The organism is Magnetococcus marinus MC-1 (assembly GCF_000014865.1).
GTDB classification, from domain to species: domain Bacteria; phylum Pseudomonadota; class Magnetococcia; order Magnetococcales; family Magnetococcaceae; genus Magnetococcus; species Magnetococcus marinus.
In genome coordinates, this window is sequence record NC_008576.1 from 3,595,562 (window position 1) to 3,620,000 (window position 24,439).

The window sequence follows — 24,439 nt, forward strand, 5'->3', positions numbered from 1 at the left end:
TTCACATCCAACTCGATTGAATGACCCGTCGTTTCGGTTTGATGCGTTTGGGCTGTGAGGCACCCGACTCGGCTATGGCATTCTTCAACGGGTGTTCCGCAAGCTTTTCAACATCCCGGTTCAGTCGAAACCCCATGGCAATCAACCCCTGCAAAGCCGCCATGGCATAGACACGACAATCCAGGGCCTCGTTGCGGTCAGAGTCCCGCTTCTTCCACTCCCGGATGGGGCGACCCTTATGATAACGGGTTACCACCGATTCAGCGGTGAGTTGCTTGAAATAGTCGGCATCCCTTTGCATGGGAAAGTGCAGAAAGCCCGGTCCTGGCTCTTCAATGCGTAAGCGGGAGAGGATCGCCTCTTTGCAGGCATCCACGCCCACGATGAAAAGGGGCACCTTGCCCTTGTTCTTGGTGGAGGGCTTGCGGGGCCAGATGGGCACGCCCATTCCTCCACGTCCCTTGATGGCCCAGATCCGCCTTCCTTGTCGAGATCGGCAGAAGGCATAGGATTTCAGGGTATGGTGACCACCGGTATCAATGGCAGCGGCCCGGATGGTCATATCCGGTAGTTGCCGACTATGTGGGCGTGGATATCGGAGCAGATTATCCAGATCCTCCCACACCGCTGGGGAAGAGGGATCCCCCCACAGTACCCGGTAATCGATGGACCAGGACTCTTCATCCCGTCCCCAACCTACGATTTCAATTTCAAGACGATCATCCTGAACATCCACACCAGCTGTGAGCACAGCCACATCAGCAGGGAGCAGTTCACCCCATGCCTCTCGGCGCGCCATGAGCCCTTCACCATCGACACGATCTGCATCCTCTTCCCAGGTCTCGCCCAGCTTGGTGTTGGTCCATGTTTTCAAGCGGGGCGGATCTTTATAGACTTGACCATGCTCTACCGCCACATCCCCCCATGAGGTCCATCCATGAGGGGAATAGAGAGATGAAAGGTGAAACCCTGCCGTTCTCCCATCACCATCCCCTTCAGCCAACCATACCCCCTCACGAAACATCTGGCTTTTCTGGTAATCCTGGATGGGGGCATGACAGAATTCACACTCATAAAATGCAGCCTGCCGCTCACCCTTGTTCCATTTCACCTGAGCCCAGACCAGCACCTGAAACTCACCACAGTGGGGGCATGGTACGTAGAACTTACGCTGATCACTTTCAGCATAGGCTGCTTCTATCCTTGAATAGCCTTTGATAGTCGGTGTCGAGACCATCAGAATTTTGCGGTTGGCAAAGGTAACGGTACGCTGAACCGCCAGCGCTACGGGATCCCCTTCCCCATCAGCATCCCCTGGATACCCATCAATCTCATCCATGAACAGAAAGCGGATGGGCATGGAACGGAGACCAACCGCACTGTTGGCACCGGTCATCATCAGAATCCCCCCTGGGAACTCCTTTGAGAGCACGGTATTGCCAGAGTCCCTGGATCGGGGATCCTTGACGATCTGCCGAAGGGCAGCGCTTCCCTCAATCAAGGGATCAATACGCTGTTTTGAATTCCGCTTGGCGGTTTCAACCGTGGGCTGTACCAACAGCATGGGCCCTGGGGCCTGTTGGATCACATAGCCAATCCAATTAAGCCCAGCTTCTGTGCCCCCCAGTTGAGCCCCCTTCATAAACACCACCCGCTCCACAGATGAGGAGGGTGAGAGACAATCCATGATCTCTTTTAGATACGGGGTGCGGCTTGTGCGCCATGGCCCTGGTTCACCCGAGGCCACCGAGGAGAGCATTCTATTGGCATCTGCCCACTCTGAGACTGTCAGCAGAGGATCCGGTTTGAGACCCTGCATAAACGCATCGTCATAGATCTGTTTTGCTGAGGGCATCATTCGTCAATCCCCTCCAGCGCTGCGCGGATCTCTTTGACCAAAGTCCCGTGCACCACAGAGGCGTTAGCCTCTGCAGCAAGCTCAGCGGCCAAACGATCAGGCAGTTTCAAAAGCTGATCCCTAACCAGACGTGCCCGATTGAAGGCTGCTATCTTCACCTCATCGGCTTCCACGTACTTGCCAGCTTCAATCTTCTCCTTGATCTCCAGCAGGCTGCCGCGCTTCAACTCACTGCGTATCCGCGCTTTTAGCAGCATGGTGGGCAGTCCGGCATGGCCCCCCTGGGGTAACAGGTCAGCGCCCTCATCTGCACTACTCACTGCCGATACAGGTCCCCGACTCTCCATCACCTTCCGCTGGACAGGTCGTGCAGGCTCTCGGACCGACTCAAGGCCCTGCGAAGCTTGTACAGGGTCCACCTTGCCATCGACCAGTCGCACCACCCCCTTCTTCACCAGCTTGCTGACATATTGGCGCGAAAAGCCCTGCTGACGCGCCCATTCCGACTGGCTCAGAAGCATATCTACTCGATTGTTTTTGATGCAGATTCTACTGGATAAGAGGGTAGCTGTATGGCTTCATGTAATCACCAAAGCAAATCGCACAGGAGATTGATTATGAACGAGAAACTGAACCAAGAGCAGCGCCTTGAAGCCTTTGCCGAAGGGTTAGCTGAACTCACCCGCAAACACGGGGTGGCACTGCGCGTTACCGGCGGGGTGATCATCGACCAACCGGAGGCTTTTGAGGGGATCGAATACTTCATAGGGAACGAAGGAGACCTTCTTCCCCGCATTAGCGACAACTGGCTGTAAGGAGCGTCACGATGATCATCCAACTTACCGAAACCCAACGAACCATTCTTAAGGCTGCTGCACAACGCCAGGGCGGTTCCATTAATCCCCTACCGAAACGCATTCGGGGAGGAGCGCAAGGCAAGGTAATCAACGCCCTTGAAGCCAAAGGGTTAATCGAAAACGTAAGCAACAACCCTCCCTACCCCAACTGGGTCCTTACCAGCGCCGCATACCAGGCTATTGGCCAGGAGCCTCCTGCCCCATCTTCTGCCGAAAATCAGATCATCGATGCCATGCCTGAGGAAACAGATCTCCCGGAGGACCCTAAGGCAGAGATCTTTAGCAAGATCGCCCTGGATCACCTTTTCATCGATACGCTGGAGACCCGCAATGCTGACAGCCTCGACTTCCACAACGTCAGCGTCTGGGGCGTCCAGAGCGCTTTGGAAGCCGCTTATCAAGCTGGTATTGAAACAGCTCAACGCAAAACGCCCCGATCCAGAGGGACCAGGGCGAATTCAAAACAGGCCAAAATGATTGAGATGATGCAGCGGCCCGGCGGAGCGACGTTGGAGCAACTATCTACTGAGACGGGCTGGGGATCCAACACAATCAGAGGCTCGATTTCTGGCATCCTAAAAAGGAAACTGGGCCTTGATGTAACCCGTGAAAAGATCGACGGAGTGAGCACCTACTTTATCAAATGAGGTTGATGGAGAACCGGCCCGGCAAAGACCGGGCGGTTCAACGGCCACTTAAGATCAGCCGTTCAGAGAGTCCTTCAAAGCCTTGCCCGCTTTAAACTTCACGCTCTTGGATGCCGCTATCTGAATCTCAGCACCTGTCTGAGGATTACGGCCTGTGCGTGCAGCACGTTCACCAAGGGAAAATGTTCCAAAACCAGGAAGTTGCACTGTTTCACCATTACCCAGTGCATCTGAAATGGCTTCAAAACACGCCTTGATCACCTGATTAGCATCTGACTGACTCATTTCAGCTTTTTCAGCTACGGCTTTCTTCAACTCTGCCATCTTCATCCATTTGCTCCTAAAGGAACCCCTTTGGTTCAAAGAGAGGTGATTTTCACGGCCTTCGGACCTTTATCCCCTGGTTCCACGTTGAATTCAACTTTTTGTCCCTCTTCAAGAGACTTAAACCCACTGCCAGAAGATATCTCAGAAAAATGAGCAAAAACATCCTTGGAACCATTATCAGGGGCGATAAAACCGAACCCCTTGTCATTATTAAACCATTTCACTGTACCGGTAATGCGATCAGCCATGCGTACTACTCCATGAGGATTGAAAGAGGGACGCATCTTAACATCAAACGTAATCACCTCTCCAATTCAATTCCACGATCCGCCGCCACATCCTCGAAGCTCTTCCCACCTGAACCATCCAGATAGACGACCTTCCCCGTCGCCCGGATAAACCGTTTCACCGCCACATCTACGTAGACCGGTGAGATCTCCATGGCATGCACCCGCCGTCCTGTCATCTCCCCAGCCATGATCTGAGAGCCGGAACCGCTGAAGGGCTCATAACAGAGGCCGCCCCGTTCCACATGCTGGCGCATGGGAATGGCGAAACAGTCCAGAGGCTTGGGGGTGGGATGGTCGGGCCGTTCGTCACCGGAGAGTCCCTGGATATCCCATACGGTGGAGAGAAACTCTGCTCCATCTGCCTTGGGTGGCATATTGCCTTTGATCCATCCCATCAAGCAGGGCTCATGCTTCCAGAGGTACTTGGAGCGGGTGAGCACCCCTTTTTCCTTATTCCAAATGATCTGCTGGTGCTGAAATGCACCCATTTTTTCCCATACCGCTTCCAGCATCGCCTGCCGTTTGGAGGCATGCCAGCAGTACCAGGCAGCGTTGGGCTCAATGGCGTGATCGATGGCGGCGCGGATGAACCCCTCGTAGAGTTCAGGCCCCTGGGAAGAGTCATCCCAAGTCACGCCGTAGCTATCGGACCAGTCCTTATTGAGGGACTCTCGTTTACGGGTCTCCTTGGATCCCGGATGGTTGGTGCCATCATAGTCCACCAGATAGGGCGGATCGGTAGCGAACAGAATGGCGCGCTCACCGTTCATCAGCCGAATTACATCATCAGGGTTGAGGCTGCTGCCACACAGGAGGCGGTGTTCACCCAGGATCCAAAGATCACCCGTTTGAGAGACCGGGGTTACTGGCGGTTCAGGAACGACATCACCGTCCCCTGCCCCAGCCCCACCCTCATCACCGATACCGTCGGCGTCCAACTCGGCAAACAGACGGTCCAGTTCCTCACTGTGAAAGCCTGTAATCTGAAGGTCAAAATCCTCTTCCTTCAGCGCAGCCAACTCAACCCGTAGCATCTCCTCATCCCAGCCAGCATTGAGGGCCAGTTGGTTATCACTAATGACGAGGGCGCGTCGCTGAGTTTCGTTCAGATGAGAGAGCACAATCACGGGGACCGCTTCCAGCCCCAGTTTGCGGGCTGCCATCACACGACCATGCCCGGCTACCATCACCCCATCATCACCCACAAGAACCGGGTTTACAAACCCAAACTCAACAATGGAGGCTGCGATCTGGGCAACCTGTGCATCCGAGTGCGTCCTGGCATTGCGGGCATAGGGGATCAACCGGTCGACGGGCCAATCCGCCACCTTAAGGTTCAAGTTCATACACTATGTATCCTTGGGGATGTCAACCGGTTTACAGGTTGACAAAAGAGGTTGGTTGACCACATCAGGTTAACGCTCAAAACGTGCCGCTATGTGAGTTTGGGCCGTTCTGTCAACCTGTGTGTCAACCTAGATTTCGGCCCTGTCGCTAGGCAACTCTTGCGCTCACGCGGAACCCATTGATTTTACAGCGTTCCAGGTCCCGTGCGATTTTTGTCAACCATATATTTTTCAGACACTTACAAACCATGAAAAAGTTTGTTCCCAGGTCCTTTCGCCTACCAAAATAATTCAGCAAACCGCTTTCAATTGCGGCTTTGAACCATCAAGAGTAATCTGAAACCGTACCCTGCGGTGCTCGTGAGACACTGTTCCCTTGGCCCACTCTTTTGGTTCTTGGAACTGGGACTTGTTGGATGCTCTCACGCCCAGGCTGGGGAGTCTTCCCCACTGCGGGTGTGTGACCTCCACACCGGATCCACCTGATTAAACGGATGCCATGTGGTTCCATGTCCACGGCATACGCGGGGAATTAGGTTAACAATTGCATTCTGTCGGGAGGGTTTATGCCAACTGACCAAAAACGTAGACAGAAAAAACTAGCGCGCAAAAAAGACAAAAGGAAAAAGCAGACTGGTAGTGCGAGTCTGATAGGGACGCGGTCAATTCCTCAAAGACTTGCAGCATCAACCAAGCTACCTGTTTTTGAAAGCTTTATGGGTGATTCAGGTTTTGAGAAAGGCATCGCCCCATTGATTCTGAGCCGCAAAGTGGCTACAGGGGAGGTTGCTTTTGCTTGCTATTTGATCGACTTTTGGTGCCTGGGTGTCAAAAACTGTTTTTGTAATATCGTCCCTTCTCTTCAGTATGAAGAATTCATTGAACAATCCCGCGATCGTGAGAACATTATTCCCATCCACCCAGCATGTTTGAGTAAAATTGTAGGCTCGTCAGTAGAGTACGCTCAATCGCTTGGTTTTCAACCGCATCCAGACTTTAAACTGGCTAAAGTACTGTTGAACGGCATTGATCCAATGCTTTGCCCTTCGGAATATGAGTTTGGACAAAATGGCAAACCATTTTACATGTCAGGACCAAATGACTCCGAAGCTTTTGTCAATAAAGTCGTAAAGCAACTTGCAAAGGTATGTGGAGAAGGAAACTACGACTATATGGTGGGCTTAGATCTTTTTGATGGCTATCAATGAGATCGAGTCTTTGCAGATAAGATAGCCTCTTCCATTGCCCTCCCAAAGTTCTCTTGAAAGCGCGCTTCTACCACTGCCTTTACCGTATCCATGAACCCAAAGCGCGGCTTGATCTCTACCCGGTCGGCAAAGAGGTACATCATCTTCAGTTTGCGCCCCTTACGACCACTACGACGCCATACAGCGTGGGTAGAGGGATCATCATGCAAGGGTGCTATGAAGTGATTGGGCTTCTTCAGCAGAGCACCAGGAAACTTCCCTGGTCGGGTTACTGATTTGGGATTTGGGCGGGCACCATATGGGATGGCCAGCGAATCCCCAGACTGAGAGCGTTTGGTTCCACCGGTCTCCTGGAGAGCCATGAAAGGATCCAGCACCCGTACTGAGGCTTGCAGATTATTCTTCTTGGCCGGTTTCACCCGGATGCCTTTGGCAACCCACCCTGTGCGGATGGTGAAACGCTCTGGAAGACGGCGACGAACCTCAGCTTGAGCATCTTGCGCTGTGCGGGTCAAAGCGACTGCGGTGGCGTATCTGACCTGCTTGGCAAGGTTGTCTGCAGCTTGTGCAACCTGTCGTCTGTTGGCCTCGACACGGATCATTTTTGGCAGGCCTCTTCAACCAGATCCACCCGCCCCTCCAGCGCCTTGATAGCTTGGTCACGCAGGGCAAAGTCGCGGTGAGCGTCAGTGGCTCGATAGCGTTCATAGGACGCCTCGTCCACCCGTGCCGCCAGGGCATCCACCCTTCCACTGAGAATGGCCAACTCCACCCGCATCTGCTCAATAGTCGTGAGCTGCCAAGCCATCAAGGCTGCAACCCCCATGGTCAACACAGTCTGGACATGCCGTTCCAGGCCACGACGGCGTTCTACCGTCACTTCTTGTGGGCTCACGAGCGATCCCCTTTTTCCGCGATGAATACCGAAGCCAGAGCCGCTGTAGCAGCCAGCAACTCGGTTATGGCACCTGTTTGCTCATGGCTCAGTCCAAACATGGCCAGGAGGACCGCCACGCCGCTCCAGGACGAGGGCTCTTTCACACGACCAAGTACGGTTTTTACCAGCAGGGAAATGGGCATCTCTTCTACCTCCAAGACAGAATCTATTGCAAACCGGCAGATGCTTCGATATACATCTGAAGACACTGTATTCGTTAATCAATCCAATAAACTGGATCAATCATGACTAAATCTGAACTCATTCTCACTATTGCCGCGCAAAAAGGCTTAACCAAGCAAGCCGCAGCTATGGTCGTCGACATGGTTTTCAATGAAATTGGTAAGGCAATGGCCAAAGGGGAAAGAGTTGAGCTTCGAGGCTTTGGCGTATTTGAGCCAAGAGCCAGGAAGCCGCGTGCTGCGCGCAATCCCAAAACTGGTGAAAAAGTAGCTGTTGAGTCCAAAACAGCCGTGCACTTCAAGCCAGGGCTGGATATGCGCAAGCGCGTTGACTACTGAGGTCAGTACGACCAAATTGTTGGCCGAGGCTGACCAAGTGCTGCATCCAGGGTGTCCAGGTGGATGAAACGGGACTTGTGCTGGCCTCGCTGGCTAACCCCGATGCCGGTGAACCCATGGTGCATGGCCAACGCCATCAGGGTATGGGCATCTTCACCGGAGACCTGTACGTCTACAGCCCTGCCGGTGGTGTGAGGTCCATTGGATCCGGTTGTGGATACGGATGCGTTGTGGTTGGGGCAGCGGTATGCGCTGGTGATGATAATGGGTTTGCCATAGGCCATGCGGAGTTCTTCAAGCCGAGCCATGAAACGCTCGTCCATCACCGACCGGCCACAGCCACAATGGCATTGCAGTTCAGCATGGGAGAAATGTGGCCAATGCTGTTCAGACATGCTCTTCACCCCCTCCGAGCAGGATGCGTAACAGCACGCCCATCATGGCCACGGCAAAAAGCCCGATGATCAGCGCCCCAGCCACCATAGCCACCATCAGCAGTGAAGTTCCCATCTCTACCCCCATAAACGGCGAAACCCACCGCCAGGTTGCCCTGGGGTGGGTTTCTCGTGTTTCGTGCGATGCGGGTCCTCTGCCCGACTATAGCGCTAATACTACCAAAATCTGCCGATCGTGTCCGGAACTAAAACGTCCGGACACGTTTTCCTTGGTTAAGCACAGCCACGACTTGGAAAATGGCAGACTTCCAATGTGCCGCAAGCGTTGATCTGGCTCGACCAAATCGCCGCATGAGCAATTTCCAAGGCACCCTTTCGGCACGGTACCAAACCAAGCGCCGATGATCCGGCTCAAGCCATTCCAACCACCCCATCACCTCATCAAGGCGGTCGATGGCAGCTGGGGAAGGTGGTCCCAGCCTAGCCTCTGCCGTACCCCAGCCGTAGGCATCGTAAAATTCATGGATCACCTCCGGCCAAGCAGAACGAACCTCCTCAGGCTTGAGTCCCTTCACAGGCAACCGCTTCATCGTGAACGCTGCCTCTTCTAACCGTTTTGCTACAGCTGGAGCATCCCATTTCTGCTCACGCATGACACATCCCCTTGCGACGATTTTGGCCATAAAGCCGATCCCCCAGTTGCTTGACCAACTCCCGCTCTGGCCAGCTGAGGCGATTGTCATCGTGCGACACCACCAGGATGCCGTGGCGATTCCAGCCGTTGCGCTTCTGCTCATCCACATTCACCTGGCTGCTCTGAAACCGGGCTAAGGGGCTGCGGGGTTGGTTGGGTCCGCCGTTCATCGCGCGCCTCCCTGCCCTAGCACGCAGTGCAGCAGGGCAAGTGCGTCACTCTCGTTGTCATCGGCTGGATTGTGCCCCAGACGCTTCATGGCATGGATTACCTGGGCCTTGGAGGCGTTACCCTTGCCAGTCGCGTGTTTTTTTATCGTCCCAACCGGCACCCCCTGGTAGGGTACCTCTGAGCTTTCTGCCCATGCGGTAAGATGGGCCAGGAATCCCCCATAGACATGTGAAGCCCCAACCCCACTGTGTCTGCGCACCTCCTCAAAGTAAATCTTCCCTAACACCACAGCGGCTCCCAGTTCATCCAGCCAGTGCTTAAACCGGACCCACTGCATACCGCCGCCCTCAAACCGGCCCAGCTTGAACGACACCGTGCCGCTAACGATGGTGCCGTCAGGGTGGCGTAGTGCCCATCCCATCTGGGTGCCCAGGTCTAGGGACAGAATACTGCCTGCGTTGTTGTTGGTTGTGCCCACAGGCACGTTTGGAAAAACAGTCATCGTCCTCACTCCTTCGGTGAAGTTGGTGAGGGCGACGATGGGAGGCGGCCAAGCCTGAAATCGGCGCTCTGATCAGGTCAAAAAAGCTGAATTTTGCTCTTTGCACGATATTTATTAACTTATCACACTGTTTTCAAACATTTTTACAAGATTCATGAAAACTTGAACCTATAAAGAAAAAACACTATATATAGTATATATATTATATACTTATTTTATTTATATTTATTTTATAGGTGTAAATTTTCATGGTTCTTTTTTTACCCTTCATTTCAATATGTTATATGAGCAGATTCCTGCAAACTCCATTTTACAGGAATCTCTCAAGGCCGTTCACGCCATGCGATACAGCGTTGATATCTTTGTTTTGCCAGGAATTTTTACTTCTGACACCTGGCCACTCTCCACCAAGGTCTGAAGAATCTCAAGCCTACATCGTCGATCCACAAAACGCGCCTTCTGAGAAAGCCCTGCCATGGTTACCCCTCCTGGACCTGCCTTTTTTATAATCGACAAAATCCGTTTGTGATTCTGCTCCGTCTGGTTATCCGCAATATGCTGCTCAACATCACGAATCATTTCATTCACGGAATGGCGCACCAGCGCAATGGACCATAACGCATCCACTTCCCGGATAACCGGTTCTGTAGGATTTGCAGAAACGGCTTTGATCAATGCAACCTTTGCGGCATTTTCCCACACTCTCGCCAGCACAGGAGACCAGAGCGTTGCCCGTGAATCTCGAAGCTTGCCCATAACCTGTGATTCTAAGGCTTTGAACAGCACGCGAGCCCCATGATCCATTGGTACAACCATGGGCTCTATCAAGGTTTCTGGCCCATTCAAAACCCCTGCTAGGTTACCGCTGCCAACACACCCTCCATCGGCTATTGATTTAACCAACTGGGCCAATTTATCAGGCATTGGTTTTACGACATTTTCTCTCTCCAAATCAGGGTAATCATCCTGAGATTTCAGGATCAAAAAACGTGCAAGCGACCCATCAGCGACATTGGCACTTTTTAGCGCTGACCAAAACAAAACAGGCGTGGTGGTTCCGTAAACGCACAGGCATGGCTGCACGATATCTTTACGCCCTTTTTTGTCAGGATTTGCATACTCAGGCCCCAAAAACGTGGTCGATGCCGAAGAGTAAAACTCCGTCATGAGGTCCAAAATATCTGTGATATGCCGGGGACTTCGCAAGCGGTCAGCGGCCGCTTGCAAGAACATCCCAAACTCATCTTGTTGAAATAAAATTGCTGGATGCTCATGCACAGCCCGCAGCAATCCGGCACTTGACGCAATGCGGTTTCCTCCAAGATATTCCAGGAAACCCGCTTTGAGGAACAACTCGATCACCACCTCTCGGCTATGATTTTTTCCAGCCCCACTATCTGCAATACCAACAACATAAAGGTTACTCCGCAGATTGGTCTCGGTCCGATATCGCCGCCCCATGAGCGCTCCTAGAGCACACAGGGCATTGCCCACCGCAAGGATCGGCTGGGGGCGTGTCGCCGTTGACACCATGTGCTGGACCAGCATACCCAAAGCCCCATCCACATCGGTTGGATCCCACTCAGGCCCCTCAAGAAACGGTGGTTGCGGTGCTTTCCCATCCTCTGGTTCCACAGGCTTGCTGATCTTGGCCAACAATCCAGCTGCCGGATGAGGGCCATTAGGTTGAAGATTGGCTGGGTTGAGAATGGTGGAAGAGTCAGGTTTCCAGCCGCTTTGCCCAGCCAGGTGATAGATGGTCCCAGCCCCGATGATGGTAGGCTTAAACCCTGACCAGGCCTTGAATGTTTCCTGGGCGATGTTCTTCGCAGAGGATGCTGACCACTCGGCAAACAACACTTCCCCTGCGTCACCCAAAGCCCCTTTGATTGCCATGCCAATACGCATCCAATCATCGTACGGAAGATCCGCATTGGAGATGAATCGCATAGCGTCGGCGACCGCCTCATAGGTTCCTGCCTGGCTATGGGAAATAACTGTAGAGATCGCTGAATAGCTGTTACAACTATCCCCTCTCGCTTCAAGCCGTGCTGGTCTCATTTCTACAGGCAAAAGTGCGAGTCCCTGCTCGATGAAATGGTGCGCTTGCTGCTCGGTGATGACCGGCAGGTCCTCAATTTTCAGATCCGTAAGCTCCTGGTTGATCCACTGGTATGGGTGGCCCGTATCTGGGTGGATGGCATAAGCTACAAACTGCTGCCCGAGGCAGAGCACCTCCAAGGGGTGCTTTTTGATACCTTTGAAGGGAGTATCGGTGCGATAGACCAGCAACCGTTTTGGCGCACGCCCTATACGCACGGCTTTGGTCTCACCAAATAGGCGCATGGCCAACTGTTCCAGTTGCAGTGAAACTGACTCATCGGCCACATCGATATCAATACCAGCCACCTGACCTCCAGGAACACCAATCCCCGCACCTGGCCACTGTTTCCACACCTGTAATTCCAACGCTGTGGTTGCACGCTCAGCATGCTTGTTCCATCCCTTGTAGGGGCTCCATTTGCCTTGATGATAACTGCCTGGGTATTTCTTCCCAGGGGCAATAGGCAGGATCTGAAAACCCGCTGCAACCAGTTTTTCACCACATGTTTCCATATAGTTCTCATTCACAGCTCATCTCCTAAAACGGTATATCATCCCAGGTATCACCGGCATCCATCTGGGCTTTGGCGTCCAGATAGGCGGTTACGATCACCTGAATCAGCATCAGAAACTCACTCACCGAGAACTGGGTCAGGTCGGTCTTACCCAAACTCTCGATATACTCACCCGCCATGGGTCCGGCGGCATTCATAGCTGCCATCTCACGCGGCGTTGGATCGATCATGGTCGCCCCCCTTATCGTGAAAACGGCAGTCCATGATCTCTATAAACTTGCCGTTGGAGCGGATTTTGATCTCATCCGGTATGGGCAGGTCATCCACCATTGTAAGCGCTTGCCCTACACTATTTGGAACAGGGGTTGTTAACCCTACCCGCTGGAACCACCACTGCACCGCCTTCTGCCGAGCGTACCCCTCGTGCTCAAAACAGACCCACTCCTTGTGCCACTGCAAACCGCACATGTACTCCACCCTCAGGGATGGGGGCTTCCCCTCCTTTTGGTGCCGTTTATAGACAATGTCATGCACCCTCACCCATTCAGGTTTTCCGCTGCTCAGAATCTTTTTGGTGGTCGCGGTGGCATTGATCTTGATTTCGGGAGGCGGAAACTCAAAATCGCACTCGATGCAGTATTGAACCGCTGCAGGATTGACCGCCTGACATGCGGGGCATACCTTTTGTGGAGCCTCACCTGGCTCCTCCTTATCCTTTTTCACAAAGGATTGGATCTGATCAATGGGTCCGTGGCGCGCTACATTGCCCGCAAAATCCAAGACCAGGCAGTTCTCCTTTTCAGGATGAAGCCGCGTACCCCGCCCAGCGATCTGCACATACAGCCCTGCCGATTGAGTTGGGCGTAACATCGCGATAAGGTCCACCGACTTGACGTTGAACCCGGTGGTTAGCACGTTCATGGCTGCCAATGCCCGGATTTGACCGGCACGGAACGCTTCGATGATCCCATCCCGCTCCTCCTTGGGGGTATGGCCAAAGATGCCCTCGCAGGAATATCCACGCGCTTTCACCGCATCACGCACATGTTCGGCGTGGGCGACGCCGGAGCAGAATAGCAGCCAGGCACGTCGATCCTGCCCCAAGGCGATAATCTCCTCAACAGCAGCCCGAGTAACATCGGCTTGGTCCACCGCCGCCTCCAGTTGACCGGCGATGAATTCCCCACCCCGGGTGCCAACGCCGGACACATCCAACTGGGTGTCGGTCTTCTTGCTGATCAATGGAGACAGGAAGCCCTCGTCGATTAGGTCGTTGATGGGCACGTCAAAGGCAATGTCATCGAATAGGGCATCCTTGCCCTTGTGCAACAACCCCGAGTCCAACCGATAAGGAGTGGCGGTAAAGCCGATGATCTTCATGTAGGGGTTGATGACTGTAAGCTCTTCAAGAAACTTACGGTACATGGTGTTGGAGGTCCGAGGAATAAGGTGAGCCTCATCCACCAACACCAGATCGCAGCGCTGGATGTCATAGGCGCGCTTATGCACCGACTGAATACCGCAGAACAGCACCTGGGCATCCACATCCCGCGCACCCAGACCAGCGCTGTGGATTCCTGCCGGGGCGTCTGGCCAAATCCCCATCAGTTCCGCATGATTCTGGCTGATTAACTCCCGCACATGGGTGACCACCAGAATGCGGGTCTCCGGATAGTGCTCAATAGCCTCCCGGATGAAGGTGGCCATGACCAGGCTCTTGCCGCCAGCAGTTGGAATGCAGATCAAACAATTTCCAGTTTTCTTCTGGAAATAGGCATAGATGGCATCGATAGCCTGCCGTTGGTAAGGGCGCAGCTCTAGCATGGCGCACCTCCATCAGCTCCGTTGCACCAGAGCTTTCCATCTGGGAAACGATAGGTGACTGTACCCTTCTGGGGATCTGCATCAATCTGTTTTCCAGGAACCAGATCTGGGAGGAACAGATGCTGTTTACAGCCGCTTTTCTGCTGTGAAAAATCCAACGGCCCGAAAAGGACACAACTCCATTGACCATTCTGCTCTGCAGTGACGTGCAAACAGGTGCGACAGTTGGTTTCCGCAAAGCCCCTCTCATGACAGATAGGATGGTGATCACACATCCGACAGACCCACCATGAGGGATCCTCATAAACACGTACTGGGGCACGATCGGAAAAGATAATCCGGCCAGCTTTATCAATCAGGCGGTCAGCATAGTTTTTGTCTATTGATATGCGCTCGCCATAGAGCGTATCGGTATCTTTGCTTACGGCCAGATAGAGGGTTCGCGTTAGGCCTGTCAAGCGCATGTAGACCTGCATCTGTGCATAGTGCTGCGGCTTGGCCTCAAACACTCCTTTGCTTTGAAGCTCTTTGAAGGATTTGGCACTGTGGGTTTTGAATTCCACCACATGCCATGTCTGAGGTGCTTCAGGCACACCCAGCACCACGCCATCGAGGCTACCCCCAAAGTGACCGCCATGAGCCTCAACCTGCCACTGCCTTCCGGTCTCGGGATTGACGTCCAGAACTGTCACGCCAATACGGCGCAGGTTGGCGACAAACCGGTTCTCTTCCAGATGCCCGGTTTCAAACAGTCGCAACAGGCGACCAGAATGATGGGAGCGGGTGACCCAGTGAAAATCGAACCAGAGGGCACGCTCACAGTTCTTGCCGATAAGGGATGCACCCAGGTGAGGTCGAAACCCATCGCTGGCATCCGCCTCATAGGCTTTATAGATCGACTCTACAGTCAGGGATTGAGGAAGTGGAAGCTTGGCCATTATGCCACCTTCCCTTCCAGAATATCGTGCGCCTCATCCAGCACCTGCCGCCATTCATCATCATCATAGTCGGCCCGCAAGACCTCAATAATGGCGTCTTTGAGACGCTGTTTTCGCTCCTGTCTATCTCCAGGTAGAGATCGAATGTGCTCTTTGAATCTGGCCAACCGCTCCTGCTTGTGCCGCAGAGCGGTACGGGCACGGTGGAACCAGGCAGCATCAATACGCCCACCCGTGGCTTGGCGTTGCAGATCGGCCGTTGCGATCTGGTCACGGATGGCGGTGATCTCCGATTGAAGGGTTATCATCATTTCCCGGCATTCTTTCCGGGATTCGGGCAAAAGGGGATTGTCCCCTCCGCCCTGTTCGTTCAGGATGGACAAGTCCATGAGCATTCCTCCAGAAACGTTTGTGGATGGGGCGGACCGTTACCTATGCTTGGCCGCGAAGTAACGGCTCCGCCCGCTTAGCCTATTGCCCCATGCGGCGCCAGGGTCCGTCCCCACTGGCTGTGGGCGGTGGAGGTTGAGCCCCCGGCTGCGCTGGTGGCTGCTGATAGGGTTGTTGTACCGGGGGCGCTGCCTGAGCCCTGGGAGGGGTGGCATTACCTACGGGCTTATAGCCCTTGATCTCGTTGTAGCCGCTTTTGCTGACCGCCACTTTGACCATGAGTGGCTGGAAATGCAGATCCTCGGAATCCTGCACCTGCATGCGCCCCAGGGCATGACAGATTGCCGAGAGCGCGCGTTGAGAGATCTCCACAGCCTGCTGGTTAGGGTTGATCAGGTTGAGCCGGTCATAGACCTTGCGACCGGTATGGACGCCGTCAAGAATATCCATCTCAAGCCAGAGGTACTGGCCCGTACCCGCCTTGGTAACCCGCATTTCGCTGTGGATGATCTGCACCCGATATTCACCAGGGGGCAGGTTCTCCTGGGGTTTGCTGGGTTCGACCTGTGAGGCGTCGAATGTGCCACCAAGATTTGCCATGCTTGTGCTCCTATGCTGTTTGCGGTGGTTGTCCAATGAGGTGCCCCTGTAGGATCGACCAATCCATGGGCAACTCTGGGGGAAGGTTGTAGCGGTTTTTAGCCAAGAAGGCCGGGCGCTCCTGTGTGTAGAGCACCCGTTCACCGCTGCCGACAGCGCGATTGACGGTCTTCTTGAATCCCACATCCGCTTTTGTCGTGCTGATGCGGTAGTTTGCAAACAGGACGCAATCGCTATGCTCCTGTACCAGAGCGGATGCCTTGGCGTTGAGCTTGATCTCATAGCGGTCGTAGGGCTCATGCTCAGGGCTGTCAAAGCGCTTGATCACCGAGTGCGCAATCTGAATGACGACCATGCTTTTTTCATCACGCAGGCGGTTAAGCCGGTCGAGATAGATGCGCCATAAATCCATGGCAAACACATACCCTTTGCCATAGCCAATATCTTCGATATTGCGCACCCCGTGCTGTTGACACACCTCAGCCCAGATCAGGGGCTCCAGCCAGTCTAGGCTGTCGAGCACCACCGTAGAAAAGTCATGCGGCTCAGTGATCAGCGCATCCAGTGCGCCGATGACATCCCCAAAACTTCTGGCCAAGGGAAAACTTGTGGTTTGGATCAAGCCAAGTCCATCCTCTGTAAGGATAAAGACTGGGTTGGGTGCACTGGCAGAAAGGGTGGTTTTGCCAACCCCTGCCACCCCATACCACACCATGCTTGGAGGTCGTGGTGCTTGCACCCGGTTAAGCGATTGGAGGGTTGTCGCCATTACATGGCCTCCTGATTAGAAATCATAAGCTTGAAAGTAGGCTTGCCAGCCTTGACGGTGCGTGCCCCTTCAAAAGCACTCCGGATCTGGGAGGGCCAAGCCTTGAACTTGGATTCCGGCACTTTGTAGTCAACATCCATATACTCGTTGGGGTCTTCACCGGCTTTGCTGATCCGGTCGAACAGATCCGAGAGTCGCTTTTGATCCCAATGCGGGCGCTTTGGAAGCTCTGCCGTTACCTGCACATCGCCGTCGATAAAGCGCACCGTGCCAAAGTCCTTACCAGCCTCTTTGCGCAGAAGATCAGCTTTATCTGCGTAACGACGTGAGATGACGCCTTCTAGAAACTCCTTGGTCAACTTGGCCGACTCCTCAGCTTTTGCCGCCTGTTGTTGCAGATTGGCCAACTGTTCAGGAGAGAGTTCTGCCAGTTCGCCTATGGGCATGCTGCGTAACTCACTCAAAGTGGGATTCATCTCTGTTTTCATGACTGTTTTCTCCTTCTTTTCTTCTTTGGATTCGTGCTTCCACCGTGGAAGCACCATGTGCTGTAAAAAGTGAACTTCAACTCTGTTCAGCGCCTGTTCTGGATCGAGCTCCACCACCTCGCAGATGAACCTGAAACTGCCAGGATGCCTCGATCGACTTCTAAACCACCTGCACAGATGGATGACATCCTGTCGAAACAGCTGCTCATTCCAGTACTTGGGGTTGTGCTCAACCTTCTTCAGAAGCCTCTTTGCGTCTCTAAGGGCCATGGCTAGTACGGCACGCCAGAGGTCAGTTTCACCTGACGGGATGGTTTGCTGATGGGTGATCGCGACAATGGTCATCATGCACTTGCGCCAAACGCCGAGCTGTGGCCTTGAACATTGACCGCACGGGACTGTATGAACTGCTCAACGTCCTGCAGGCGGTACATAATCTTGCGACCGATACGAACATATGAGAGAGGGTAGCGTTTGGAGACGCGCCAGTTGGAAAGTGTGGTCACCTCAATACCCAGCATCGAGGCAGCCTGTTTGGGTGAGATCAATTGAATGGGCTGGTTTTGGTTACAGGGTATGTACATTTGTATTCCTCCAGTGCTTGTTCATTGCTGTTGGAGAGAACCTTACACCACCTTTTCGTGAAAAGATAACGGACACTCGCGAGAGTCCGGTCTCTCACTTTTTTAGTGAGAGACCGCGAAATACACATACCTCTTCATATTGTTTTTATGCATATTTTTTAATACGCGCTTTCACAACTTCACGAAAAAGTTACAGTTCGCGGTCTTTCAAACGCCTTCTGAGAGACCGCAGAGAGGGTGAGAGACCGCGGACAAAAAACCACTTCTTTATATTTTCTAGTATTTACAAATTTGGACTATCTCAACTCGGCTTATTTTCGCGGACACACCCCAAAAATCTGAGAGACCGCGACAGGCACAAGACGCAAAAAAGCTCCTGGCAGTCTACCAGGAGCTTTCAATACAGCATCTTAGATCCTCTATACGCGCTTCAGATAGCAACCCCCTCAGGGGCAACATCGCTTAGCCAGCGCCTCAGTGTTCGATCCGAGTAACCGACCCCCTCACACGCCACGGCCTTCACACCATCATTTCGGTAGATCTCATGGGAAGGTTTCTGCGGGTTTTCACGCCAAATGTAGGCCGCCAAGGCACGGATGCGTTCTCTATGACGCGTTGATTGCCCATGCCGCCCAGAAAACGGATCCTTTGCCTCCTGAGGATGGCTTGGTAAAGAGGGCTCATCATTCACTTCCTGGGGAATGCCTTCTGATACCTGTTCCTGCATGTAAACCGCCTCAAAACGATGCACTGCAACACCAGAAAGCTTTATATCATCTCTGTTAACAGGAAAAGGGGTGTCTACCTCACACTCCATCCCTGGCACAGAGAAGTGCTTAATCCTGCGTGAATAACCATCATCTGTATCTGGCAGATAGGTCACTCCAGCCTCTCCATAGGACCAAATGATACCAATATCTCTGGGCAATAGAGGCAGCAAGCCAGATACAAAGCGTGTTTCTATGGGATATGAAAATCGTTCACCATTGGCACCCTCTTCCGAATCCATGATGTCCACATGGCAATAGGGCACCCAAAATGACAGTTCAAGGATCCCTTCCATACCATAGGAAAGCAGATCGTTTTCCGAACAGTCCCATCTTTCTACCACTTCCTTGATGGTATAATACTGTTTGGGAGGCAGAGCCATCCAGACCACCCGTCCTTTCTAATTTGTTTATTTTCCAATCGTACAGCCGATGGCCTTCAAGCTATCACCATCGATAAATAGTTGTCAAATACGTTTCACTTTGACTCATCCTCAAAACTCTGACACACTGCTGCTCATGGATACCTTAGGACACAGACTGAAAGATGCTCGGCTCGCGTTAGGCCTGTCCCAGAAAAAACTGGCGGATAAGGCAGGCGTGAGCCAGGGCCTCATTCATAAACTTGAGACCGGCTTCTATGAAGGCACCGGCCAGATTGTGCCTATTGCCGGGGCTCTTGATGTGCGCCCTGAGTGGCTTCACAGCGGCGAGCAACCCCGTCGTTGGGGCAACCCCCAATATAAAGATCTCAGGGAAAACAGTAGCCACTCAAGCGCAGATGGCAGCGCGCACTCAGGACACACCACATCCGAGGGGTATGCCCTCATCCCGATCTACTCCGTGCATGCCAGTGCAGGACTGGGCGAAGAGGTGATTCAGGAAGATGTACTGGACCACCTGGCGTTCCAAACCTCCTGGTTAAGCCAGAAGGGGCTTGATCCCTGTAAGCTGGGTGTTATCCAAGCCCAAGGAGATAGCATGTACCCCACCTTTGATGATGGGGATGTGCTTCTACTGGATATGGGACAGCGTGAGGTGGTAGATGGCAAGGTATTCGTCCTACGCTCTGAAGAGTATCTGTACGTCAAACGCCTTCAAATCCTACCAGGACGCATTCTGATCGTTAGTGACAACCCCAAATACCAATCCGTCCAGGTTACCCGTGAAGAGCGGGAACTTTGGAAGATTGTCGGCAGAGTCGTTTGGGTCGGGCGGGAAATCTGATTTTAAGAAACCTCATTCCACTTTGTTTCACCTCCACAACATCCCTTCTCATTCACCTCTCGCAGGTGTTTGTTTTCCGTTTTATTCCCGTGATAGCCTCAGCTTACGAACTCAATACTGGGGTATTCATATATGCGTACAGATTGCCACACATCTCACCCTGATAATTCGCTTCTATATGTTGCGGAGCTGCTGGCTGCTGGCATCATCCGACACTATCAAGCAACCCGAGCAGACATCAGAAACAGAGAGCGTTTTAGACTGGATAAGCAGGGCCAACAGAGCGTTCATGAAGAGAACAAAAACTCTGGGAAAGCAGGAGGCTGTTCATGAATGTATTGGCTGAAATCGTAGCCTTGCCCAAAAAGCCCACCAAAGAGCTCAATGCCATGTGGCGGAGCTACTTTAATACGGATCCTCCCCAGGCTGGCAAATCCTACCTGGTTCGCCGGTTGGCCTATCGGATCCAGGAGCTTGCGTATGGAAGCATTCCAGAAGCGACCAACCAATTGCTTGATACCCTGGCATCTGCGACGGCAGAACAAGCCACAAAAAACAGGTCTGACACCACTTCGCTCACTCCAGGCACGCGCCTTATACGGGAGTGGAAGGGCATGGAACATTTCGTCACGGTTCTAGACAGGGGGTTTGAGTATCAGGGGCGCAAATACCGCAGCCTTTCAGCCGTAGCCAAGGCCATTACCGGCACACACTGGAGTGGACCTGCCTTTTTCGGGATCAATGGAGGTAAATAACAATGACGGCAAAACATCAAAAAATACGCTGCGCCATCTACACTCGCAAATCTACGGAAGAGGGGCTAGATAAGGATTTTAATACGATGGAGAACCAGCGTGAATCCTGTTCCTCCTATATAACCAGCCAGAAAGCTGAGGGCTGGATTGAGCTTGCGGATGCCTATGACGACCCTGGTTTCAGCGGCGGAACGATGAAGCGCCCTGCCCTGACTCGCCTGCTACAAGATATTGAAAACGGGAAAGTGGACTGTGTTTGCGTGTACAAAATTGATAGGCTTTCCCGCTCCCTGGTCGACTTCACTAAGATGATCGACCTATTCGACAAACACGGGGTCACCTTCATCAGCATCACCCAGTCCTTCAATACCACCACCTCTATGGGTAGACTGACCCTAAATATCCTCTTGAGCTTTGCGCAGTTTGAGCGTGAGATCGCGGCAGAGCGCATCCAGGATAAGTTTGCAGCCTCAAGGCGCAAGGGCATGTGGATGGGGGGACACCCTATTCTCGGATATGATATCCAAAACCGCGCTCTGGTGATCAACCAACAGGAGGCCGACCAGGTCCGCTTCATCTTCCAACGCTACAGTGAATGCGGCTCCCCTACCATCACTCTCAAGGGTATGGCGGATAAGGGCATCACCAACAAGACCTGGACCAACGGGTCTGGCAAGCTTCGGATTGGGACTCCCTTTAACAAGAGCACCCTCAACCGACTCCTGAAAAACCGGGTTTACATCGGTGAAGTCGTTCACAAAGGCAACATTTATCCGGGGCTGCATGAGGCCATCATTAGTCAGGAGCTCTGGGACAAGGTCGAGCAGACCATCAAGTTGAACAACCGGCCCAACAGCATTATCCCAAAAGGGCAAACACCTTTCCCACTCCGGGGTCTGGTACACTGCAAACACTGCGGCATGGCCATGACGCCAACCCAGACCAAGAAAAACGGCCAGGTTCAATATCGCTACTACAGTTGCAGCGGTGCTCGAAAAGGGGTCACTGAAAACTGCCCATTGCCCAACGTACCCGCTGGCGATATCGAGCGCTTGGTGCTTGCACAAGTTCAAAACTTGGTCAACAGCCCGGAGGTACTGGCCAAAACCATCTTCTTGGTCAAAGCCCAGGAGCCTGCCATTCCAGAGCATGAGATCATCGGACTTCTGGCCTCCATCTCTCCTGTGTGGGATGAGCTCTTTCCCCTGGAACAGAACCGTTTGCTTAAGCTCTTGGTCAAGTCCATCGACCTCTCAGAACAGGGGGCCGATCTGTTTCTTAACGTCGAGGGCATTCACACTCTCGTTCATGAATTGGAGGCCGCATAATGGATATGACTTTATCACAGGATGGAACCACCCTGCACATTCATATCCCTATGCGGTTGCGCCGCCACGGCGGAAAAAAAATGATCGTCACCTCCGACGGAGAGCATATCACGCCTTCCCCTGCCCCGCTGCCCAGTGCTCAGTTGGATGATCCGCTGGTGAAAGCCCTGATCAAAGCGCGGCGCTGGCAGAAACAGTTGGAAGAGGGCGAGATTGGGACCATCAAAGAGTTGGCCGAAAAGGAAGGGGTCGACAGCTCCCTGCTCTCTCGCACCCTACGGCTCAACGCGTTAGCTCCCGATATCGTGAGTGCCATAATGACAGGAACAGCGCCTAACCAGGTCAGTCTTGAATCCCTGCGTCAGACCATACCCCACGCTTGGGAGGAGCAGAGGATTCTATTTGGTATGGCTTTAGTCCATCAACCAATATAATTCCGCCCCCATCTCACAAGAAGCTGATTGATAGTATCTTTATCACATACAGCAGGGTCAAAATCTTCTACAACCCATTCTTGATACTCCTCATAGCTGGGATGTTCAGGATCTTTCCAGCCTTCAAGAAATTCTGCATAGCCCCAGACACCACCGATATCATCCGGCGGGCAAGCCCGCTTCCCTGTCAATAGACATGGATACACACTGTCTGGCGATACTGGTTCTACTTTTTCTATTTCGATTTTGTGTTGCCAGTTATCGCCAAAGTCGTACACATAAGAAAATTTTTTCACCCCTCTTCCCAAGACTGTACGTAACATGATCTGATCCTCGGGTAGGATGTCAGCAAAGCTATCAAATTCAGGATCAGGAACACCATAGTTCCTTTCACCCACTTGAAACTCATGGAGATGACTATTATCCCATCCCATTGAAATTTGGATAAGTTCATGCAGATCAAATAGGGTAAAAGAATCCAGCACAAGGATCCTGCGCCAAATCGGTGGTCGAATCCTCTCCAGAGTGATTTTGAGCGTGATGCCTTTAGGCTTTCTGATTTTATTTGCCATTTCACACACCTCTAATGTGGAATGAATTCATCCAGTTCAGGTTGGCATTCAGTATCGTTTGCTACCAATATTAACCGAAAGGGATGTGAAAACCAATTTTTGAGCATTTTTATATCCTGCTGATTTTGTGACTATTCTCCCCGACCTTCAACGGAGGTCGGATTTCAGAAAGTCCTTGGCGACAGAGACAGAGAGAGGAAAAGGTAGGGAAAAGAGATGGATGGCACCCTACCCCGACCTGCTCTACGAGGCTCGGTAATTTGGACAGGTTGCTAACGCTTGGAATCATTGCAGAATTTTGGTACAAAAAAAGCCACTCTTGCGAGTGGCTTATAGAGAGAAATCTATAACGATTTCTTATGGTTGCGGGAGAGGGATTTGAACCCCCGACCTTCGGGTTATGAGCCCGACGAGCTACCGGGCTGCTCCATCCCGCGTCAAAATAGTATAAGGATTTCCGGCGGTGTCCTACTTTCCCACGTCTTAAGACGCAGTATCATCGGCGCTAAGGGGCTTAACTTCCGAGTTCGGGATGGGATCGGGTGTGACTCCCTCGCTATCTCTACCGGAAATCCTTATCTTGAGGGCCATCACCATAGAGGGGGCCGATATGTTTGGTCCGAACCGGGTTTAACCGGGTGAGTTGGACAACTGAGGGGAATGGGCTGCGGCTGTGGTATATATAGAAGTCAGTGGATCGATTAGTACAGGTTAGCTGCATGGGTTACCCCACTTCCACATCCTGCCTATCAACGTGGTGGTCTTCCACGGATCTCATAGGGAAAATTCATCTTGAGGTGGGTTTCCCGCTTAGATGCTTTCAGCGGTTATCCCTTCCAAGCGTAGCTACCGGGCGATGCCGTTGGCACGACAACCCGAACACCAGAGGCTTGTCCACTCCGGTCCTCTCGTACTAGGAGCAGATCCTCTCAATTTTCCAAACGCCCACGGCAGATAGGGACCGAACTGTCTCACGACGTTCTGAACCCAGCTCGCGTACCGCTTTAATTGGCGAACAGCCAAACCCTTGGGACCAACTACAGCCCCAGGATGCGATGAGCCGACATCGAGGTGCCAAACCTCCCCGTCGATGTGAACTCTTGGGGGAGATCAGCCTGTTATCCCCGGAGTACCTTTTATCCGTTGAGCGACGACCCTTCCTCTCGGAATCGCCGGATCACTATGACCTACTTTCGTACCTGCTCGACTTGTCAGTCTCACAGTCAGGCTCGCTTATGCCATTACACTCTACGGTTGATTTCCGACCAACCTGAGCGAACCATCGTGCGCCTCCGTTACTGTTTGGGAGGCGACCGCCCCAGTCAAACTACCCACCATGCACTGTCCTGACGCCGGATAACGGCGCGCAGTTAGATACCAAAGAGAGCCAGG

General features: G+C 52.9%; 32 protein-coding genes, 1 tRNA gene, 2 rRNA genes and 1 other RNA gene (1 of these 36 only partly in view). 9 read left to right on the forward strand and 27 right to left on the reverse strand.

Going from position 1 to position 24,439, the window contains the following annotated elements; all coding sequences use genetic code 11:
* Window position 1 precedes the first annotated feature (1 nt).
* The gene (locus MMC1_RS14830) at window positions 2–1,858 is read right to left on the reverse strand and encodes a phage terminase large subunit family protein (protein WP_011714458.1); all 1,857 of its coding nucleotides are present in this window, start codon (window positions 1,856–1,858) and stop codon (window positions 2–4) included.
* The gene (locus tag MMC1_RS14835) at window positions 1,855–2,379 is read right to left on the reverse strand and encodes a hypothetical protein (protein WP_011714459.1); all 525 of its coding nucleotides are present in this window, start codon (window positions 2,377–2,379) and stop codon (window positions 1,855–1,857) included. The genes MMC1_RS14830 and MMC1_RS14835 overlap by 4 nt, the downstream gene beginning before the upstream one ends.
* A gap of 96 nt (window positions 2,380–2,475) precedes the next feature.
* On the opposite strand from MMC1_RS14835, the gene MMC1_RS14840 reads away from it, so the two are divergent.
* Window positions 2,476–2,673: a hypothetical protein gene (locus MMC1_RS14840; RefSeq protein ID WP_011714460.1), complete on the forward strand. Its 198-nt coding sequence runs from the start codon at window positions 2,476–2,478 to the stop codon at window positions 2,671–2,673.
* 11 nt (window positions 2,674–2,684) lie between these two features.
* Window positions 2,685–3,362 (forward strand): DUF3489 domain-containing protein, encoded by a 678-nt coding sequence (locus MMC1_RS20430; RefSeq protein ID WP_011714461.1) that lies wholly within the window; start codon window positions 2,685–2,687, stop codon window positions 3,360–3,362.
* A gap of 54 nt (window positions 3,363–3,416) precedes the next feature.
* Here the strand turns inward: MMC1_RS20430 and MMC1_RS14850 are convergent, their stop codons facing one another.
* Genes MMC1_RS14850 through MMC1_RS14860 form a run of 3 tightly spaced genes read right to left on the reverse strand, consistent with a single transcriptional unit; the run spans window position 3,417 to window position 5,325 of the window.
* Window positions 3,417–3,692 carry an HU family DNA-binding protein gene (locus MMC1_RS14850; protein WP_011712917.1) on the reverse strand — a complete coding sequence of 92 codons (276 nt, stop codon included), beginning with the start codon at window positions 3,690–3,692 and terminating at the stop codon, window positions 3,417–3,419.
* Window positions 3,693–3,721: 29 nt separating this feature from the next.
* The gene (locus tag MMC1_RS14855; protein WP_011714462.1) at window positions 3,722–3,937 is read right to left on the reverse strand and encodes a cold-shock protein; all 216 of its coding nucleotides are present in this window, start codon (window positions 3,935–3,937) and stop codon (window positions 3,722–3,724) included.
* Between the two features lie 53 nt (window positions 3,938–3,990).
* A complete protein-coding gene (locus MMC1_RS14860; protein ID WP_011714463.1) occupies window positions 3,991–5,325 on the reverse strand; it encodes a site-specific DNA-methyltransferase in 1,335 nt (444 codons plus the stop codon).
* 343 nt (window positions 5,326–5,668) lie between these two features.
* Between MMC1_RS14860 and ssrS the strand changes: the two genes are divergently transcribed.
* Window positions 5,669–5,860: non-coding RNA, 6S RNA (gene ssrS / locus MMC1_RS22600), on the forward strand.
* 31 nt (window positions 5,861–5,891) lie between these two features.
* Window positions 5,892–6,533, forward strand: coding sequence for a hypothetical protein (locus tag MMC1_RS20435; protein WP_011714464.1), 642 nt, complete (start codon window positions 5,892–5,894; stop codon window positions 6,531–6,533).
* Here the strand turns inward: MMC1_RS20435 and MMC1_RS14870 are convergent.
* Genes MMC1_RS14870 through MMC1_RS14880 form a run of 3 tightly spaced genes read right to left on the reverse strand, consistent with a single transcriptional unit; the run spans window position 6,527 to window position 7,613 of the window.
* The gene (locus MMC1_RS14870; protein ID WP_011714465.1) at window positions 6,527–7,135 is read right to left on the reverse strand and encodes a hypothetical protein; all 609 of its coding nucleotides are present in this window, start codon (window positions 7,133–7,135) and stop codon (window positions 6,527–6,529) included. The genes MMC1_RS20435 and MMC1_RS14870 overlap by 7 nt on opposite strands.
* Window positions 7,132–7,428 (reverse strand): hypothetical protein, encoded by a 297-nt coding sequence (locus tag MMC1_RS14875; protein ID WP_011714466.1) that lies wholly within the window; start codon window positions 7,426–7,428, stop codon window positions 7,132–7,134. The genes MMC1_RS14870 and MMC1_RS14875 overlap by 4 nt, the downstream gene beginning before the upstream one ends.
* Complete coding sequence (locus tag MMC1_RS14880; RefSeq protein WP_011714467.1) at window positions 7,425–7,613, reverse strand: hypothetical protein; 189 nt, start codon at window positions 7,611–7,613, stop codon at window positions 7,425–7,427. Before MMC1_RS14880 ends, MMC1_RS14875 begins: the two co-directional genes overlap by 4 nt.
* Window positions 7,614–7,715: 102 nt before the next feature.
* On the opposite strand from MMC1_RS14880, the gene MMC1_RS14885 reads away from it, so the two are divergent.
* On the forward strand, window positions 7,716–7,991 hold the full coding sequence (locus MMC1_RS14885; RefSeq protein ID WP_011714468.1) for an HU family DNA-binding protein: 276 nt from the start codon (window positions 7,716–7,718) through the stop codon (window positions 7,989–7,991).
* 2 nt (window positions 7,992–7,993) lie between these two features.
* On the opposite strand, the gene MMC1_RS14890 is transcribed toward MMC1_RS14885, so the two are convergent.
* The 15 genes from MMC1_RS14890 to MMC1_RS14955 form a co-directional block, all read right to left on the reverse strand.
* Window positions 7,994–8,386, reverse strand: a complete 393-nt coding sequence (locus MMC1_RS14890) for a D-Ala-D-Ala carboxypeptidase family metallohydrolase (protein ID WP_041641270.1) — start codon at window positions 8,384–8,386, stop codon at window positions 7,994–7,996.
* Entirely contained in the window at window positions 8,379–8,501 is a 123-nt protein-coding gene (locus MMC1_RS22405) for a hypothetical protein (protein ID WP_265101279.1), read from the reverse strand. The genes MMC1_RS14890 and MMC1_RS22405 overlap by 8 nt, the downstream gene beginning before the upstream one ends.
* Before the next feature lie 130 nt (window positions 8,502–8,631).
* Entirely contained in the window at window positions 8,632–9,039 is a 408-nt protein-coding gene (locus MMC1_RS14895) for a DUF6362 family protein (protein ID WP_011712908.1), read from the reverse strand.
* Entirely contained in the window at window positions 9,032–9,250 is a 219-nt protein-coding gene (locus MMC1_RS14900; RefSeq protein WP_011714470.1) for a hypothetical protein, read from the reverse strand. The genes MMC1_RS14895 and MMC1_RS14900 overlap by 8 nt, the downstream gene beginning before the upstream one ends.
* Window positions 9,247–9,753 (reverse strand): crossover junction endodeoxyribonuclease RuvC, encoded by a 507-nt coding sequence (locus MMC1_RS14905; RefSeq protein ID WP_011714471.1) that lies wholly within the window; start codon window positions 9,751–9,753, stop codon window positions 9,247–9,249. Before MMC1_RS14905 ends, MMC1_RS14900 begins: the two co-directional genes overlap by 4 nt.
* Window positions 9,754–10,086: 333 nt before the next feature.
* Window positions 10,087–12,384 carry a PriCT-2 domain-containing protein gene (locus MMC1_RS14910; protein ID WP_011714472.1) on the reverse strand — a complete coding sequence of 766 codons (2,298 nt, stop codon included), beginning with the start codon at window positions 12,382–12,384 and terminating at the stop codon, window positions 10,087–10,089.
* 10 nt (window positions 12,385–12,394) lie between these two features.
* The gene (locus tag MMC1_RS14915) at window positions 12,395–12,601 is read right to left on the reverse strand and encodes a DUF6511 domain-containing protein (protein ID WP_011714473.1); all 207 of its coding nucleotides are present in this window, start codon (window positions 12,599–12,601) and stop codon (window positions 12,395–12,397) included.
* A complete protein-coding gene (locus MMC1_RS14920; protein ID WP_011714474.1) occupies window positions 12,579–14,195 on the reverse strand; it encodes a DEAD/DEAH box helicase in 1,617 nt (538 codons plus the stop codon). Before MMC1_RS14920 ends, MMC1_RS14915 begins: the two co-directional genes overlap by 23 nt.
* Window positions 14,189–15,133, reverse strand: a complete 945-nt coding sequence (locus MMC1_RS14925) for a hypothetical protein (protein WP_011714475.1) — start codon at window positions 15,131–15,133, stop codon at window positions 14,189–14,191. The genes MMC1_RS14920 and MMC1_RS14925 overlap by 7 nt, the downstream gene beginning before the upstream one ends.
* Window positions 15,133–15,522: a hypothetical protein gene (locus tag MMC1_RS14930; RefSeq protein WP_081436303.1), complete on the reverse strand. Its 390-nt coding sequence runs from the start codon at window positions 15,520–15,522 to the stop codon at window positions 15,133–15,135. The genes MMC1_RS14925 and MMC1_RS14930 overlap by 1 nt, the downstream gene beginning before the upstream one ends.
* An 82-nt stretch (window positions 15,523–15,604) precedes the next feature.
* Complete coding sequence (locus tag MMC1_RS14935) at window positions 15,605–16,123, reverse strand: DUF669 domain-containing protein (RefSeq protein WP_011714477.1); 519 nt, start codon at window positions 16,121–16,123, stop codon at window positions 15,605–15,607.
* 10 nt (window positions 16,124–16,133) lie between these two features.
* Complete coding sequence (locus MMC1_RS14940) at window positions 16,134–16,892, reverse strand: ATP-binding protein (protein WP_011714478.1); 759 nt, start codon at window positions 16,890–16,892, stop codon at window positions 16,134–16,136.
* A complete protein-coding gene (locus MMC1_RS22255; protein ID WP_041642866.1) occupies window positions 16,892–17,380 on the reverse strand; it encodes a hypothetical protein in 489 nt (162 codons plus the stop codon). The genes MMC1_RS14940 and MMC1_RS22255 overlap by 1 nt, the downstream gene beginning before the upstream one ends.
* Window positions 17,381–17,724: 344 nt before the next feature.
* A complete protein-coding gene (locus MMC1_RS20440) occupies window positions 17,725–17,964 on the reverse strand; it encodes a helix-turn-helix domain-containing protein (protein WP_049757693.1) in 240 nt (79 codons plus the stop codon).
* A 430-nt stretch (window positions 17,965–18,394) separates the two neighbouring features.
* A complete protein-coding gene (locus tag MMC1_RS14955; protein WP_011714350.1) occupies window positions 18,395–19,114 on the reverse strand; it encodes a hypothetical protein in 720 nt (239 codons plus the stop codon).
* Window positions 19,115–19,250: 136 nt separating this feature from the next.
* Between MMC1_RS14955 and MMC1_RS20445 the strand changes: the two genes are divergently transcribed.
* The 4 genes from MMC1_RS20445 (at window position 19,251) to MMC1_RS14975 (ending at window position 22,475) form a co-directional block, all read left to right on the forward strand.
* Window positions 19,251–19,958, forward strand: a complete 708-nt coding sequence (locus MMC1_RS20445; protein WP_049757698.1) for an XRE family transcriptional regulator — start codon at window positions 19,251–19,253, stop codon at window positions 19,956–19,958.
* A gap of 329 nt (window positions 19,959–20,287) precedes the next feature.
* Window positions 20,288–20,713, forward strand: a complete 426-nt coding sequence (locus MMC1_RS14965) for a DUF2924 domain-containing protein (RefSeq protein ID WP_011714352.1) — start codon at window positions 20,288–20,290, stop codon at window positions 20,711–20,713.
* Between the two features lie 2 nt (window positions 20,714–20,715).
* Window positions 20,716–22,041 (forward strand): recombinase family protein, encoded by a 1,326-nt coding sequence (locus tag MMC1_RS14970; protein ID WP_011714481.1) that lies wholly within the window; start codon window positions 20,716–20,718, stop codon window positions 22,039–22,041.
* The gene (locus MMC1_RS14975) at window positions 22,041–22,475 is read left to right on the forward strand and encodes a hypothetical protein (RefSeq protein WP_011714482.1); all 435 of its coding nucleotides are present in this window, start codon (window positions 22,041–22,043) and stop codon (window positions 22,473–22,475) included. The genes MMC1_RS14970 and MMC1_RS14975 overlap by 1 nt, the downstream gene beginning before the upstream one ends.
* Here the strand turns inward: MMC1_RS14975 and MMC1_RS14980 are convergent.
* The 4 genes from MMC1_RS14980 to MMC1_RS14995 all read right to left on the reverse strand — a co-directional run.
* Window positions 22,463–23,047, reverse strand: a complete 585-nt coding sequence (locus tag MMC1_RS14980; protein ID WP_041641271.1) for a plasmid pRiA4b ORF-3 family protein — start codon at window positions 23,045–23,047, stop codon at window positions 22,463–22,465. The two genes, MMC1_RS14975 and MMC1_RS14980, sit on opposite strands and share 13 nt — an antisense overlap.
* Window positions 23,048–23,407: 360 nt before the next feature.
* Window positions 23,408–23,484: transfer RNA gene (locus MMC1_RS14985), tRNA-Met, on the reverse strand.
* 18 nt (window positions 23,485–23,502) lie between these two features.
* Window positions 23,503–23,617 (reverse strand): 5S ribosomal RNA (gene rrf / locus MMC1_RS14990).
* Window positions 23,618–23,727: 110 nt separating this feature from the next.
* A 23S ribosomal RNA gene (locus MMC1_RS14995) occupies window positions 23,728–24,439 on the reverse strand; it runs 2,159 nt beyond the window's last position.

Bases quoted from the DNA above. Each gene is read 5' to 3' on its own strand.
- MMC1_RS14830 (WP_011714458.1), bottom strand. From the start codon at position 1,858: ATGATGCCCTCAGCAAAACAGATCTATGACGATGCGTTTATGCAGGGT.
- MMC1_RS14835 (WP_011714459.1), bottom strand. From the start codon at position 2,379: ATGCTTCTGAGCCAGTCGGAATGGGCGCGTCAGCAGGGCTTTTCGCGC.
- MMC1_RS14840 (WP_011714460.1), top strand. From the start codon at position 2,476: ATGAACGAGAAACTGAACCAAGAGCAGCGCCTTGAAGCCTTTGCCGAA.
- MMC1_RS20430 (WP_011714461.1), top strand. From the start codon at position 2,685: ATGATCATCCAACTTACCGAAACCCAACGAACCATTCTTAAGGCTGCT.
- MMC1_RS14850 (WP_011712917.1), bottom strand. From the start codon at position 3,692: ATGAAGATGGCAGAGTTGAAGAAAGCCGTAGCTGAAAAAGCTGAAATG.
- MMC1_RS14855 (WP_011714462.1), bottom strand. From the start codon at position 3,937: ATGGCTGATCGCATTACCGGTACAGTGAAATGGTTTAATAATGACAAG.
- MMC1_RS14860 (WP_011714463.1), bottom strand. From the start codon at position 5,325: ATGAACTTGAACCTTAAGGTGGCGGATTGGCCCGTCGACCGGTTGATC.
- MMC1_RS20435 (WP_011714464.1), top strand. From the start codon at position 5,892: ATGCCAACTGACCAAAAACGTAGACAGAAAAAACTAGCGCGCAAAAAA.
- MMC1_RS14870 (WP_011714465.1), bottom strand. From the start codon at position 7,135: ATGATCCGTGTCGAGGCCAACAGACGACAGGTTGCACAAGCTGCAGAC.
- MMC1_RS14880 (WP_011714467.1), bottom strand. From the start codon at position 7,613: ATGCCCATTTCCCTGCTGGTAAAAACCGTACTTGGTCGTGTGAAAGAG.
- MMC1_RS14885 (WP_011714468.1), top strand. From the start codon at position 7,716: ATGACTAAATCTGAACTCATTCTCACTATTGCCGCGCAAAAAGGCTTA.
- MMC1_RS14890 (WP_041641270.1), bottom strand. From the start codon at position 8,386: ATGTCTGAACAGCATTGGCCACATTTCTCCCATGCTGAACTGCAATGC.
- MMC1_RS22405 (WP_265101279.1), bottom strand. From the start codon at position 8,501: ATGGGAACTTCACTGCTGATGGTGGCTATGGTGGCTGGGGCGCTGATC.
- MMC1_RS14895 (WP_011712908.1), bottom strand. From the start codon at position 9,039: ATGCGTGAGCAGAAATGGGATGCTCCAGCTGTAGCAAAACGGTTAGAA.
- MMC1_RS14900 (WP_011714470.1), bottom strand. From the start codon at position 9,250: ATGAACGGCGGACCCAACCAACCCCGCAGCCCCTTAGCCCGGTTTCAG.
- MMC1_RS14905 (WP_011714471.1), bottom strand. From the start codon at position 9,753: ATGACTGTTTTTCCAAACGTGCCTGTGGGCACAACCAACAACAACGCA.
- MMC1_RS14915 (WP_011714473.1), bottom strand. From the start codon at position 12,601: ATGATCGATCCAACGCCGCGTGAGATGGCAGCTATGAATGCCGCCGGA.
- MMC1_RS14920 (WP_011714474.1), bottom strand. From the start codon at position 14,195: ATGCTAGAGCTGCGCCCTTACCAACGGCAGGCTATCGATGCCATCTAT.
- MMC1_RS14925 (WP_011714475.1), bottom strand. From the start codon at position 15,133: ATGGCCAAGCTTCCACTTCCTCAATCCCTGACTGTAGAGTCGATCTAT.
- MMC1_RS14930 (WP_081436303.1), bottom strand. From the start codon at position 15,522: ATGGACTTGTCCATCCTGAACGAACAGGGCGGAGGGGACAATCCCCTT.
- MMC1_RS14935 (WP_011714477.1), bottom strand. From the start codon at position 16,123: ATGGCAAATCTTGGTGGCACATTCGACGCCTCACAGGTCGAACCCAGC.
- MMC1_RS14940 (WP_011714478.1), bottom strand. From the start codon at position 16,892: ATGGCGACAACCCTCCAATCGCTTAACCGGGTGCAAGCACCACGACCT.
- MMC1_RS22255 (WP_041642866.1), bottom strand. From the start codon at position 17,380: ATGAAAACAGAGATGAATCCCACTTTGAGTGAGTTACGCAGCATGCCC.
- MMC1_RS20440 (WP_049757693.1), bottom strand. From the start codon at position 17,964: ATGTACATACCCTGTAACCAAAACCAGCCCATTCAATTGATCTCACCC.
- MMC1_RS14955 (WP_011714350.1), bottom strand. From the start codon at position 19,114: ATGGCTCTGCCTCCCAAACAGTATTATACCATCAAGGAAGTGGTAGAA.
- MMC1_RS20445 (WP_049757698.1), top strand. From the start codon at position 19,251: ATGGATACCTTAGGACACAGACTGAAAGATGCTCGGCTCGCGTTAGGC.
- MMC1_RS14965 (WP_011714352.1), top strand. From the start codon at position 20,288: ATGAATGTATTGGCTGAAATCGTAGCCTTGCCCAAAAAGCCCACCAAA.
- MMC1_RS14970 (WP_011714481.1), top strand. From the start codon at position 20,716: ATGACGGCAAAACATCAAAAAATACGCTGCGCCATCTACACTCGCAAA.
- MMC1_RS14975 (WP_011714482.1), top strand. From the start codon at position 22,041: ATGGATATGACTTTATCACAGGATGGAACCACCCTGCACATTCATATC.
- MMC1_RS14980 (WP_041641271.1), bottom strand. From the start codon at position 23,047: ATGGCAAATAAAATCAGAAAGCCTAAAGGCATCACGCTCAAAATCACT.